This is a genomic window from Bradyrhizobium sp. CB1717, assembly GCF_029714325.1.
Lineage (GTDB): Bacteria > Pseudomonadota > Alphaproteobacteria > Rhizobiales > Xanthobacteraceae > Bradyrhizobium.
Genome location: NZ_CP121666.1, coordinates 563,381 through 576,958, shown reverse-complemented (window position 1 = coordinate 576,958; position 13,578 = coordinate 563,381). Strand labels below are relative to the sequence as shown.

The 13,578-nt window shown below is 59.5% G+C and carries 11 protein-coding genes; 7 read left to right on the top strand and 4 right to left on the bottom strand.

Annotated features, from left to right (window positions below):
• Positions 1 to 175 precede the first annotated feature (175 nt).
• A complete protein-coding gene (locus tag QA649_RS02680; protein ID WP_283022844.1) occupies positions 176 to 1,162 on the top strand; it encodes a tripartite tricarboxylate transporter substrate binding protein in 987 nt (328 codons plus the stop codon).
• A 123-nt stretch (positions 1,163 to 1,285) separates the two neighbouring features.
• On the opposite strand, the gene QA649_RS02675 is transcribed toward QA649_RS02680, so the two are convergent.
• Entirely contained in the window at positions 1,286 to 2,266 is a 981-nt protein-coding gene (locus tag QA649_RS02675) for a tripartite tricarboxylate transporter substrate binding protein (RefSeq protein ID WP_283022843.1), read from the bottom strand.
• 78 nt (positions 2,267 to 2,344) lie between these two features.
• Positions 2,345 to 3,985 carry an FAD-dependent oxidoreductase gene (locus tag QA649_RS02670; protein ID WP_283022842.1) on the bottom strand — a complete coding sequence of 547 codons (1,641 nt, stop codon included), beginning with the start codon at positions 3,983 to 3,985 and terminating at the stop codon, positions 2,345 to 2,347.
• A gap of 113 nt (positions 3,986 to 4,098) precedes the next feature.
• On the opposite strand from QA649_RS02670, the gene QA649_RS02665 reads away from it, so the two are divergent.
• Both QA649_RS02665 and QA649_RS02660 read left to right on the top strand, forming a co-directional pair.
• Positions 4,099 to 5,010 carry a LysR family transcriptional regulator gene (locus QA649_RS02665; RefSeq protein ID WP_283022841.1) on the top strand — a complete coding sequence of 304 codons (912 nt, stop codon included), beginning with the start codon at positions 4,099 to 4,101 and terminating at the stop codon, positions 5,008 to 5,010.
• Between the two features lie 153 nt (positions 5,011 to 5,163).
• On the top strand, positions 5,164 to 6,753 hold the full coding sequence (locus tag QA649_RS02660; protein WP_283022840.1) for a DUF6538 domain-containing protein: 1,590 nt from the start codon (positions 5,164 to 5,166) through the stop codon (positions 6,751 to 6,753).
• Positions 6,754 to 7,381: 628 nt separating this feature from the next.
• Here the strand turns inward: QA649_RS02660 and QA649_RS02655 are convergent.
• Together QA649_RS02655 and QA649_RS02650 are read right to left on the bottom strand one after the other, a co-directional pair.
• Positions 7,382 to 8,422, bottom strand: coding sequence for a Gfo/Idh/MocA family oxidoreductase (locus QA649_RS02655; protein ID WP_283022839.1), 1,041 nt, complete (start codon positions 8,420 to 8,422; stop codon positions 7,382 to 7,384).
• Positions 8,423 to 8,427: 5 nt separating this feature from the next.
• Positions 8,428 to 9,390, bottom strand: coding sequence for a nucleotidyltransferase family protein (locus QA649_RS02650; RefSeq protein ID WP_283022838.1), 963 nt, complete (start codon positions 9,388 to 9,390; stop codon positions 8,428 to 8,430).
• Between the two features lie 199 nt (positions 9,391 to 9,589).
• On the opposite strand from QA649_RS02650, the gene QA649_RS02645 reads away from it, so the two are divergent.
• From QA649_RS02645 to QA649_RS02630, 4 genes are all read left to right on the top strand, one after another.
• Positions 9,590 to 9,826, top strand: a complete 237-nt coding sequence (locus QA649_RS02645; protein ID WP_283022837.1) for a hypothetical protein — start codon at positions 9,590 to 9,592, stop codon at positions 9,824 to 9,826.
• Positions 9,827 to 9,962: 136 nt separating this feature from the next.
• Complete coding sequence (locus tag QA649_RS02640; protein ID WP_283022836.1) at positions 9,963 to 11,873, top strand: radical SAM protein; 1,911 nt, start codon at positions 9,963 to 9,965, stop codon at positions 11,871 to 11,873.
• Entirely contained in the window at positions 11,870 to 12,544 is a 675-nt protein-coding gene (locus QA649_RS02635) for a hypothetical protein (protein WP_283022835.1), read from the top strand. Before QA649_RS02640 ends, QA649_RS02635 begins: the two co-directional genes overlap by 4 nt.
• A 181-nt stretch (positions 12,545 to 12,725) precedes the next feature.
• Positions 12,726 to 13,574, top strand: a complete 849-nt coding sequence (locus tag QA649_RS02630) for a hypothetical protein (RefSeq protein WP_283022834.1) — start codon at positions 12,726 to 12,728, stop codon at positions 13,572 to 13,574.
• The last annotated feature ends 4 nt before the right edge of the window (positions 13,575 to 13,578 follow it).

Below are 13,578 nucleotides of genomic sequence, written 5' to 3'. Positions count from 1 at the left end.
GATCTTTTCATATTTTGCAAAAGAGATGCTCAGACTGCGCCAATGGTTGGAGGAGACTCAACGCTGTAACTTTCGGTCAACATGGCCGTAAACGGCCACACTGCAGCGAGGGAGGACTTCATCCATGGGATTTGGCGCGGGCAGCGGCCTGAACGGTCGCCGCGGATCCACGGTGATGAGAGCGCTTCTGTGTCTCGTCGCCGCGACGACGCTGGCGCTCCAGGCGGGCGCCGCGGGGGCCCAGACGCCCGCGGACTCCTGGCCGAACCGCGCGATCACCTGGGTGGTGCCGTTCGGGGCCGGCGGCGTCACCGACCTCGTCTCGCGCAAGATCGCGGAGCTGCTGCGGACGCGGCTTGGGCAGCCCGTGGTGGTGGAGAACCGGCCCGGCGCCGGCGGGACCATCGGGACGGAGTTCGTGGCCCGGGCCCAGCCCGACGGCTACACCGTGCTCTACGCCTCCGGCGGGCCGATGACGATCCAGCCGAACCTGGGGCTGCAGAAGCTCAACTACGACCCGCTTCTGAGCTACGTCCACGTCCGCGGCGTGAGCTCGGCGAACCAGATCCTCGTCGCGACCGCAGCAGCGCCCTACAGCACGCTGGCTGAGTTCGTCGCCTACGCGAAGGCCAACCCGGGCAAGGTCAATTTCGGCTCCCCCGGCCCCGGCACCGCCCAGCACCTTGCCGGCGAGATGTTCCAGGCGGCCGCCGGCATCAAGCTGACCCACGTGCCCTACAAGTCGGGCTCGAGCCAGATGACCGACATGATGTCGGGCATCCTGGACGTCTCCTTCGACTACCTTACCGTGCTCAGGCCGCTGATCGACACCGGCAAGGTCAAGGTGCTCGGCACCACCGGCACGGCGCGGCTGGCCGCGCTGCCCAACGCGCCGACGGTGCTGGAGGCCGGCTACCCGGACGCCGTCAGTGTCGGCTCGACCTGGGTCTCTGTCCCGGCCGGGACCGACCCGAGAATCGTGGGCAGGCTCTCCGAGGCGCTGGCCGCCGCGCTCGCCGACCCCGCCATCGTCGCGGACCTCGCCGCCAACGGCCAGGTGTCGATTGCCGACAAGGCGCAGGCCGAGATGGGCCCGTTCATTGTCGAGGAGACCGCACGCTACAAGCGGGTGATCGAGAGCGCGGGCATCGGTGCGCGTTAGCTCAGGCGCGGCCGTGTACATCGCACACGCGAAGGAGCGGTCGTCGACGTGGCGCCGACCGATCGCGACGTAGCGGAAGGAGCCGATGTCGAGATGCGGGCCAGCATCGCGTGAAGAGCGAACCTAGTTCGCCTTGATGCCGGCCTCGCTGATGAGCTTGCCCCACTTCGTGCTTTCGCTCTGAATGAAGCGGCCGAACTGCTCTGGCGCCATCGGTGCCGGCTCCGCGCCGAGGGTCCTGATCTTCTCAGCCACCGAGGGATCCTTCAGGGCTTTGGTGAAGGCTTCGTTCAGCCGACCAATGACGTCTGCAGGCGTGCCGGCGGGAGCAACGAGCCCGAACCAGCCCACGGATTCGAAACCCGCAATGCCGCTCTCGGCCAGCGTCGGAACGTCGGGTAACGACGGAAGACGGCGCGCGGAGGAAACGCCGATGGCGTTGAGCTTGCCATCGAGGATCAATTGCCGCGACGACGGAATATCCAGCACCGCGAAGGGGACATGGCCCGCGAGAACGTCGACCGTCGCCGGCGCCGTCCCGCGATACGGGACCAGCTCCATGGCGATCCCGGTCTTCTGCGTGAACAGCGCGGCCGTCAAATGCATCGCCGTCGAGTTGCCGCCATGCCCGATCGACAGCGCGCCCGGCTTGGCCTTGGCGAGCGCGATCGTCTCCGCGGCAGTGTGTGCCGGGATATTCGCGGAAGCGACCAGCACAAAGGGAATCTCCGCAAGCAGGGTGATGGGTGCGAGGTCCTTCAACTCGAACGGCATCGCGGAATTGAGGTGCGGATTCACCGTGAGCGCACCCGCCGGCGCAACGCCGAGCGTGTAGCCGTCGGGCTTGGCCTGCGCGACTGCGGCCATGCCGATGTTGCCGCCGGCGCCCGCGCGATTTTCGATGACCAGGCTCTGCTTGAGCTCGGCGGTGACGAGCGGTTCGAGCGCGCGGATGACGGTGTCGGCGCTGCCACCGGGCGGGAAGGTCACGATGACCTTGATCAATTGCTCCGGATAGGCGGCACGGCCTGCCTGCAGCGGCAACACGGCGAAAGTCGCAGCCGTCAGCACGGCCAGGATGCGGCGCCTTGCAACGTGAAACACGTTCTCCTCCTCAAGTGTGCTTTGTTCTTGAAACACAGCCGGCGGCCTGCGCCGCCGGGCTATCCGCTTGAAGTCGTCTTACGCCGCGGCACCGGTGATGCGCGCCAGCAAGCCCAGTGGATTTTCCGGCGCGGCCTGGCCGCGCCAGGCGATGTGCTGATCGGGCCGCGCCAGCACAAGCTTTTCGGCATAGGCGCCGTTCGCCTCATCAGGCGCGATGTCGACCAGCGCAAGCGGCACGCCGCGCTCCTTTGCTGCAGATTGCAGCCGCGTCACATCGATCGCCGGATCGAACCGCAACAACGTGTAGCCGGCGCCGAACGCATCGTAGAGCGACCGCCCGTCGCGCAGGAACAGATGCGGCGCACGCGCGCCCGGCACGGTGGAGGGCGTGAAGCTGCCCATCGCATAAGGCGGCGGTGTCTCGCCATCATACGCGACGATCGGCGAGGCGTCGTAGTAGTAGCCGAAGTTGAGGCCGGCGCAGCAATATTGCTGGACGTTGAGATCGTAGGCCGCTCGCGCCAGCGCCGCGCGCGCGGCGTGGCCGCGCGGCGTGTCGTCCTCGATCTCCGCCGAGACGCCGCCGCGCTGCGCCATCATCTTCATCGCGTGGTCCATCGCAAAACGCGACACCTGCTCGGTGATGGGCTGGCGCTCCGCCTCGTAGGCATCGAGGATCGCAGCCGGCGCCCAGCCGTTCAGATGCGCGGCCAGCTGCCAGCAGAGGTCAACGGCGTCCGCAATGCCCGCATTCATGCCGTAGCCGGCATAGGGCATCCACAGATGCGCGGCGTCACCACAGATAAAGACTCTGCGGTCGCGGAAGCGATCGGCCACGAGGCGGCGTCCGACCCAATCCTCCTTGCTGAGGACCTTGTACTCGAACCGCTCGTCGACGCCGAGGATGGCGCGGATCGACCAGTCGCGATCCACCGAGTCGAATTCGGGCTCGTCGGGCTTCAGGTGATTGTGGATCAGCCAGCGGTCGTGACCGTCGATCGCAACCGTGGTGCCGGAGCGGCGCGGATTGAGCGAGAGCACCATCCAGGCCGGCTTGTGCGCGCCCATCAACTCCTTCAGTTGCGGGGCCTCGATGAAGGTCGACTGCACGCGCTGGATCACCGGCGTGCCGGACAGGCTGGCGCCGATCGATTTGCGCACGAGCGAACGGCTGCCGTCGCAGCCGATCACGAACGACGCTTCGATGCGAAGCGAGGTGCCGCTGTCGAGATCGCGCGCCAGCGCGACGACATGGTCGCCGTGCTGTTCGATATCGGTGATTTCCGTGCGCGCCAGGATCTCGATGCGTGCTTGCGCCGCTGCATGGCTGAACAGGATCGGCTCGAGATAGATCTGGTTGATCCGGTGCGGCGGCTCCGGCGTCGGCCACCAGGTGTCGGGGCCGCCGGTTGCGCCGTAGCGGCGCGCGCGGGAGGGAATGTCGATCCGGCAGAGCTCGATGCCGGTCGCCGTGGTCCGGTAGGAGCAATCATTGGGAAAGTCCGCAGGCAGGCCCGCATCGCGCAGCTTGGCGGCAACGCCGAGCCGTCGAAAAATCTCCATCGAGCGGGCCGACACATGGTTGCACTTGACGCTGGGCGGATCGCCGGCGTGACGGATCTCCGCGACGACGACGTCGATGCCGCGCGAGGCCAGATCCATCGCCGCGGTCAATCCGACGGGCCCGGCGCCCACCACCAGTACCTGTGTCCTCATGTTCGTTTCCGTCCCTTGTCACCGCGGATTCGTTGCCCACGCAGCATGCATTTTATTGCAGGTCCGTTTATGCGATAAGCCGGAAAGAACTCATCAATTCATGAGCTTTTGCTATGAATGTCACCTTGCGCCAATTGCGGGCCTTCACAGGCGTGTACCGGACACGCAGCATCACGCGGGCCGCCCGCGAGCTCGGAATCACGCAATCGGCGGCGAGCCTGTTGATCCAGCAGCTCGAGAGCCAGCTCGGCGTCAAACTGTTCGACCGCTCCACGCGCTCGGTGCAGCCGACGCTGGCCGCCGACGAAGCCTTCCACGCCGCCGAGCGCATGCTGAGCGATGCGCAGGGCCTGTCGCGCCGGATGCGCGACCTCGCGCAGGCCCGCGCCGGCCGCGTCGCGTTTCTCGCCTCGGCCGGCGCCGCCTCGGCGCTGCTGCCCCTGGTGCTCGCAAGATTCCGCGCCAGCCATCCCGACATCGAGATCGACATGCGCGATGTTGCCGCCGACGATCTCGTCCCGCGCCTGAGCGCGGCCGACGCGGAGTTCGCGATCGGCAGCGTGGAAGGCGAATTCGCCGACATGACGATCGAGACGCTGACAAGCGGCCGCCTCAGCGCCATCGGCCGCCGCACCGCGGACTTCGCCGCACGCCGTGCCCTCACATGGGACGAGCTGGCGCAACTGCCGACCATCGCGATGCGCCGCGAGACGCGGATCCGCATGCAGATCGATCAGGCACTTAGCGCGCAGGGCAAGCGCCTCGATCCAACCTATGAAGTGACGCTGATCAACACCGCGCTCGCCATGACCGCGCAGGGCCTTGGCCTCGCCATCCTCCCCGCCACGATGCTGCCGGCCGACCAGTTTCCGACGCTGATCGCAAGGCCGTTGGTGCGGCCCGCCCTCACGCGGCCGGTGTCGCTGCTGCAGCGTCAGGGCCGAACGCTGTCGCCGGCGGCGCAGGCGTTTGTGGCGACGGCGCGGGCGGTGCTGGCGGGCCGAGCGGCACCGGCATCAGGCTGATTTTGCGGAGCTATTTGGAAGCATCGTCTTTGATATGGCGGAGAGGGAGGGATTCCTAACCCATCGGCGGGATTTTGTCAGTCCGTTCAAATTGTTCCGGTCTGATAAGGGCTTGCGCAGCATCCGGGTGCTACACAGGGATGCTACACAGCCATGGTTATTCGTATGCCCGCGCCGGTCCTGCGTGACAAGAAAAGCAAATCCTATTGGATGCGCAAGCGGGTGCCGCAGCGCTACCGCGACATCGTCGGGCGCGGCGAGATCTGGCGCTCGCTGGAGACCGAGGACGAGCGGATCGCCACCGTCCGCTGTGCCACGCTGTCCCTCGAGCTGGACACCGAATGGGAGAAAAGGTTCGAAGCGCGCCGGGCCGGCCTGCCCGACCCCGTGACCCAGGACCTGCCGATGACGGCGCTCAGCCCGAAGCAGGCATTCGCACTCGCCGGCGAATACTACCGCGAATACGTCGAAAAGCATGGCAATGATCCTACTCCCGCGCCCTACCAAGCGGCAGAAGTCCACAAGAGGAAGTCCAAACCCGTCGTCTGGCAACCCAATTGGCAGCTGTTCGCCTACTGGGAGGACATTTTGGGCTTCCTAGAGCGGAAAAAGCTGCGGCTCGACGTTAACAGCCAAACCATGTTCGTGCGTGCCTTTTTCAAAGCCAGGGGACATGCGACGGCAGATCTGGTTCGTGCAGCGAACGGGGACTTCTCGCCTTCTCCTCACGCTGCGAGCTATCCGCCGCCCGAACCTGAAAAACTCGATGCCCTAGTCTGGTTCGACAAATATGCCGATGCCGCGGGGCTGGCTGCGTCGACCCTGGAGCGGTGGCGACCGGTCATCAAGGAGTTCACGGACTGGGCCAAGGATTCGAATCTCGCCAAGGTGACGAAAAAGCAGGTCATCGACTGGAAGAACGCACTTCTCCGGCAAGAGGTCAGGATCGGGCGAGAGATCAGGAAGCGCGCACCGCGTACCGTCAAGGACGTCCATCTCGCCGCCCTGAAGGCCGTCTGCCAATATCTCGTTGACGAGGACAAGCTGGCGGTCAATCCCGTCGCCGGCGTCGTGGTTCGAAATGTCGAGACCGAAAAGGACGATGACGAGAAGGGATTTAGCGACAAGGACGCTCGCACCATCCTGGCCGCGACCCTCTGGAAGGGCTCGCATTTGCTTTCCGTTGAAATGGCCGCGGCCCGGCGCTGGGTCCCCTGGATTTGCGCTTATACGGGCGCGCGGGTAAACGAGATCACGTCTCTCCTGCCTTCAGACGTGGTGACGGTTCAAGGCATCCTCTGCTTCAACCTGCCGAAGGATCGCACCAAGGGGCGCAAGAGGCGCCTCGTCCCGGTCCACTCCCATCTGATCGATCAGGGTTTGCGGGCCTACGTGGCAGAGCGCAAGAAATTTGGAAAACCGTTGTTCTACGATCCGGCACGATCACGGGGCGGCAAGGGTGCGCACCCTCACTATCAGAAGGTCGGCGAACGGCTGGCGGAATGGGTCAGGAACATGCCAGTCGATCACAACGTTTGGCCCAACCATGGCTGGCGGCACCGCTGGAAGTCGCAGTCGCGCGACGTCGGCATGCACGCGCAAGTGGCGGATTTCATCCAGGGCCACGGCAGTGGTTCGGTGTCTGAGAAGTACGGCTCCAAGTGGCCAAAGACGCTCAAGAGAGCGATCGAGATGATTCCGCGCAATCAAATTTCCCGCGCCAGCACCGCCTCACATTCATAGCCTGACAAACCCTTTAGAATTACTGGCTGGGCTCGGTCTTCGATTCAAAGCCGACGGTTTTCGATCATTTAGTTCGCCGAATAACCGCAAGAGAGCATCGAGCGCCTACTTCAAGCCCGTAAAGATACGTTCCGCGACATGAAATAGATCCTAGCTAGGTCCTGAGGGCGATTGCTGCTCGTACTCTGAGCCAGATATGATCATTGTTAGTTGGTGTGTCTTCTTGCCTTAGGTAACACCTTGCTTGTCCCACAAAGAATAACCTCAGCGACCGATACACTTCGATCGGTCAGGCAGTATTCGCATATCAGAAAGCAGCAGCCGACGTCGCAGTCGCTGCAACCGCCGAAGCAGATACAGCTTCAAGGACATGGAAGATCAATTGGCGAAAGCAGTTAGCGAAGGAAAACAAGATAACAATACGGATTACGACCACGTACGAGGGCGCAGCCGTTCGTCCTGCTCGATTGGAAGTAAATTACACAATTGATGGCCAGCAAGCCGGTGTGGCGTAGCTTAATAAGGCACCTTGAACAATTGATGGACCGCTCTCCGCCGGTTTGATCGGGAGAGGGACGTCACTGCGATCGTCAGCCCCCTCTGCACGACAGGAGGGCCCTCCGGCAATCTAAGAGCCGGTCTCGTGCCTAAGATTTGCGATAATACCATCGAGCAGCTCTTGAGCTATTGCTCCATCAACCAAACTGGCACAGCGGCCAAAGGAAGTTGCATCTGCATCAAGCCAAAGGCGATATGGGTTCTCGTTTGGAAAGTCAGGCAAGGCTATTGCGGTCGAGGCATCTACGTGAATTTTGTAGATTGAGTTATCAGTATTTACAAGGAGGCGTGCCGTCCCCCTGTCTCCGGTCAAGGTTGCGCTAATTTCTCTGCATCCGGACGCTGATCTCGAGACAAAAATACTCGCGAGCGTATCGTCGCTGAAACAAAGGGCCGCCTGCCCGAAATCTTCCGTTTCGGCGACCACTGTCTTGCCGTCGGTTGTCTTTCGTTCACTTCGCAAGCAGCGACCAAACGCAGCCCTTACCCTTGGAGTGTCTTGTTTGAGCCAGTGCGCTAGATCGAGCAAATGAACGCCCTGATCTGCGAACGCGCCTGCAGCCGCTTCGCTCCATACATGTCGCCATGGCCATGCCGTCTCACCTGCGAGGAAGTCGTGGCGAAACTGTAAATCGATATGATGAACATGTCCGAGGACCGCCTGGTTCACAATCCAGTGCATGGCCCTAAAGCCCGGGTGATGGCGCCATTGAAAGAAGGTCATGCAGCGATGATCCTTACCTTGTTTGGCGAGCGACCAAGCTTCACTAGCATTCAGACAAAGTGGCTTATCGACGATGATATTCTTGCCTACCCTTAGTGCACGCGATCCGAGATCGTAGTGAGAGCTTACAGGAGTAGCTAAAACCACCAAGTCAACATCGGACTTTATGATCTCCTCATAGGAATCTGTAACAGCAGCCACGCCAAAACGGTGCGCGAGAAGTTCAGCCCTAGCACGATCGTTCTTATAGCAGATGTAGCGCAGCTTGAAGGATGGCAATTCCGACAGCAAAGCTAGGTGGCTCGACCCAAATCCCGTGCCGACCACGGCCACGCCGCAACCAACACTGTTAGCTCGTTGGAATGCCCCATCACCCGGCTGTTGCATAGGCACTAACACCAAATGTTTGGCGGTGGCTCTACTGTGTCAAAAAGCTTCCCAAGCTGCCAGCCCCAATCTCGATATCGGAGACCACGGCGCGGAGACAATGCGTCAAGAACACTGGGATCAACCACGTGGCCAGCGAGATCATCCAGAAAGCTCAGGAAGTAAAAGAGCGCGGGCCTGAGCTCATGCTCGGCCGCCATGTTCGCGATCAGGCTCCAATCCAAGCTCCCACGCGTCAACAACGGCGCAAGATATCCAAAATCGCGCAAAGACTGCTTTCCATACAGCGCGACCTCGGCGTAGAGCCTGCTCAAGCCGAACCAGAGGTGATCGGAATCAGAGAACGTACGCCCATGCGGGCCGGTTACTGCGCGGTCAAAAAAGAAGTCGCAGTCCATATCAGTGGCGACGCCGTGATGAAGGTCGACTTCCATCAGAACCTGAGGCCGGCCGTCAATAAGACGAATAGCATGACGATGGACCCCCTGAATTGCGGAAATTTCTGCCCCCGACAGTTCGATCGGTTCAAGTCTGTTGTACGGCACCAGTTCGTAATGCTGCGCTTCGTGGTGCAAGATCTCGGCTTGACTGCGCAATCTGAGGACACCGTGGTCGCCATGAAATTCACTAGGCCTGTAACCTAAATCGTAAAGTATTTTGATCGTCGCAATAACCGCATCCTTATGCACAAGGAGATCGACATCGGCCATGCAACCTAGCGGACGCCCGTACCAGCGGTCCGTTAGTGCCGCCCCCTTAAAAACAAGGCTTTCGATGCCGGCGGATGCAGCTTCTTTCTGAACTTGCAGGTAAGCTGCTTTTTGCTTCCGCCAGACCTCGTCATAAAGGCGCTGCACGTGACTGTCGGGCTCAAAGGCGAGATAGTAAAGGCTATCCAAACCTTTTTCCCTAAGGGCATCAACATGCCTGAAACAATCGTCGACGGCACAAGAGAGTTGGCCGGTCATCGTCCAACGCAATAAACCACGAGCGGCTGCTCGCCAATCTGACATCTAATAAACCGGATTTTCTTACTTCACCGGCTTCCGTCCGGAAATGCCAGCCGCAACCGAATCAGTCGCTGAAAACCCGATCCGGGCAGACACGTGTGATACCCTCTTGCTAAGCGACGCTACCACCGAGGCTATCATTCTCGGCTTTCCGTGAATGTGGACGACAGCCGACTTCGATATTGAAGAAAGCGCCGAAAGCTTGGAAGCAAGTTCGGCCAAGGGTACCCGGATCGAAACTGCTGCACTGTCCGTCGACATGGACGCTAAAGAGACCATGGCACTGTCGGTCACCGCGGATTTCAACGAGGCTTTGGCACTATCCTTATCCTTCATTGGCAACTCCCATTTTCAGAAAACAGGTGTCTGGCGGCTTCTAAGCTTACATGTATAATGCACCTGCTGCAACCTGCTTTTGAATTAGACCGGAGTCCCTTGCTCGCGATCAACCGATAGCTTTCAAGCCGACGACAGCTAGGATTTCTCCGGCATGGGATTTGAGACGCTGATGAAAGTTGCAAGGAGGGACGATGGGATTCTCCGTGGGACTCATTCACCCATTTCTGACGGAAGCGCAGAATAAAAACAGGCTGAAGTTTCGCGAAAGCCTGGCACTAGGATATCTGTCGGCAGCGCTCCATCATGCCAGAATCAAGTATCGGTCCATCAACGCCGAGCTGCAATTTCTTGATCCAAACGAAGTCGCCGACTTGCTCGCGATCGACGACGACGTCGGCTTGGTTGGGTTGTCGTGCAAATCCCAGCGAACCTACCGGGCCGCCAAGGACATTGCGCGCCTATTGAAACGTAGTCGGCCGGATATGCACATCACCATCGGCGGCGTTCTCGCAACAGCAGCCGACATCAAACTCCTTGAAGATTGTCCGGACATCGATTCCGTTGTCAGAGGGGAGGGTGAAAACGCTATCGTTGAACTCGCGACGCGTGTGCGCGACCAGATTCCACTCGACGACATGCTTGGCGTCACGTTTCGCAGAGATGGCGGCATCGTGCGTAACGACCCGCGCGCGCGAATCGGAAACCTCGATGACTTGAATTTTCCCCTGCGCGACGACCTCCGTTATGTGATGAAGACCACCGGTGCCGCCGAGGCGTCGGCCTATATCGTCGCCTCCAGGGGATGCTACGCCGCCTGCACCTTCTGCTCGATTCACCAGATCTACGGTAACCGCGCGGTGGTGCGACGGACACCAGGAAACGTCGTTAGCGAGATTGAAAAGATCATCAACGACTACGGCATCCAACGCTTTTCGTTTGTCGACGACATCTTCTTGATTCCATCCCGAAAGGGAGTTCGTTGGGTCGAGGAGTTTTGCGACCTTATCTGGGACAAGCGGCTGGACATCAATTTCTACGCGGAGATGCGCGCCGATACCCTCAATCAGAATCTACTGAGCAAGATGAAGCGATCGGGTATGCACCGCATCTTCATCGGTTTCGAGGCCGGCGTTGATTCGGTGCTGCAACGCTGGGACAAAGGGACCACGGTGGCCGACAACAACAACGCAATCGAAGAACTCAAGAAATCGAGCTTTGAGCCGTTTCAGATCAACATGGGATACATCATGTTCGATCCGGAAATGACCTTGGCTGAACTGAAGCAGCAGTTCGCCTGGGTGAAGGGCACAGGATACGCGAAGGTTCAGCACCTTCAGAACAAGATGAATATTTACTGGGGCACTCCACATTATGATCGGATGGTGGCGCAGGGGCGCGTCAGCATTGCGCCGTTCGGTGAGAGATGGGAGTATGAATTCGATGACCCAGGCGTTAGATTTGTCGAAAAATGCGTTCGATTGCATCATCGCCGTTTTGAGGATGATGAATCTCGGGAGCTTCTCGATGCCAAAGAACGCTTTCGCGTCTTTGTCCGCGGCCACGAGGATATCGATTCTAGCAAATCTCCACGCTGGCTGACCGACCTTGTAAGCCAAGCGCATCGTCGACTGGAATGGCTGGAGCGCGAAATCTACTTCACGGTCTTTGAAACCGCTTTTAGACACCTGGATTCCGGCGGTGACCATTCAGCGGTGCAACGCGAAAACTTCTTTCGGAAGCTATGGACAGCGCTGCTACCGGCGATTCAGCGGCTACGCGAAGAAGCAATCTGTCTCAACAAATTGATCGCCGGAATTCCCGACATGATAATCGGGACGGCGACCGCAGACAAGCTCAATCCCGGGCCCAATCAGGTGCTATTCAACTCGACTCGTCAAATCGCGGCGCTCCGTCTGTCGACTCCCGACGGGGGGGACCTCATTTATACGGCGAGTATCGGCTTTCGCGGAGAGGATCGCTATGATCACAGCTGCAAAATTGATCGGATCATCGATGGAAGTCGTCGAGGCTGGAGTGACATCGACCGATCTTCGCTGAGACAATGGACCAGCGCAGTCATTGAAGCGAGGCTTGTTCAATGACGATCGATGGCCGGGGCGATTCCGCAACCCAGGTCCGAGCGCTTTGTGACGCGGTCGGCTGGAATGATATCCTGGGCGCACACCAAGGCGGTTGCGCCGCGCTCGAGCATGCGTCTCGTCCGTCCGTGTTGGGGGCCCTTCTCGAAGGCGTCTTGAACTCGGAAGTTCTTCTCGCGCAATGCGAGAGCTTCAATTTGTTTTCGAAGATTGTGCTTATGGAGGGCGTTGAGAACGCTTGGAAGTTGAGACTGCATGTTTTCGGCGAAGAGGTTCTAGAAGCTCATCACCACCGGGCACATTTCTGCGCGAGAATCCTGTCCGGTGAATACAAGCACCTACTATTCGGTGCCAATTCCAGTTTGGATGCAGACCGGCTATCGTTCCCACTGAGGCCGCTGCTTGTGCAGGCACAAGCTGCCGGTTCGGCCTACATGATCGACAGCGAGATGGTTCATTCAACGTTTGCGTCGGCAAATACCGTAAGCCTTATGCTGCAGGGACCCATAAATCGCAATTCATTCGATATCTACGAATTGCGAACCGGTAGACGACGCACGCGGGTCGGGAAATCAGCACACGAAGGCATTCAGGAAGAGGGAGAGAAGAAAATTGATGCTACGAAGCTTAACGCGCTGATCAGGGCGCTGCGCCGCATGGGCCTAGCAACGTGAGGCCGACATGAATTCGTCGTACGAGCAGGCTGTCCGACGGTTCGGCTGCCCGCATTACTGGATCGTAGACCTTAACTATCTTCGCATCGGGGTGGCTTCGAATTCAGCCCCGTTTCCGGGCTCGAGCTACGTTTATTCGCACTCGAGTTCGAAATCAGAGTTTGAACAATGCAAGTATCGAGTGTCGCTGTTCGAGCAAGAGAGTTTTAGCAGCGAGGAGCTCAGTTGGCTGAAGAACTACTGCGACAAATCTTTTCGCGGCGATCGATTTCGCTCCGGCTTCTACATTACGCACCATTTCGGTGATCCTGCCTTTATTTTCACTGCAGGATCCGAAGTTCTCGTGATCGGGACAACGTTGAAAAAATTGATCTGGCCATATTTTACCAAAGTGTTTTTGACACTGGAGGCCGAAAAGCGGGGCGACCTGCATCTGAAGGCAGCTTGCGTGGAGTTGAACGGAAAAGGCATTCTGCTTATCGGGCGAGGGAGTGGCGGCAAGACCGTCATGCTCAAAGAAGCCTGCAAACACGGCGCCATCTTCGTCGCGAATACGCATTGCGTTGTATCGACCACGCGAGTGATCGGGGTTCAGAGTCCGGTCCGCGTCCGCGACGACCCGATCTTTGCTGACCAAATTCGGGCCAGCGGCGCCCAACCGCATATCGAGGCCGACGAGTACACCCTTAGACATGCATCATTTTTCGAGCACACCAAGAGCGAAACAACGCCAAACATCATGTGCGTAATAGATTATCGTCCGGAGCGGCCTGCTTTGATACGACGAATGACAATCGATCAGATCTACGGGTTCGCAGAACTATTCGCTTTTCCGACCGTGACCTACGGCATCAAGGACGATATCCTTGCGTCCGTGCAAGGCGATCATTTCCAACTCGCGGAAATGTACGGATCGATGAAGGCAAAGCTAAAACACATCGTGTCCGCAATGCCGGTCTTCTATGTCAGTATTGACGCGACCAAGAAGGGAGACTGGGCCTATCTGCGAGAATCCCTAGCCATCGAGTAGATCA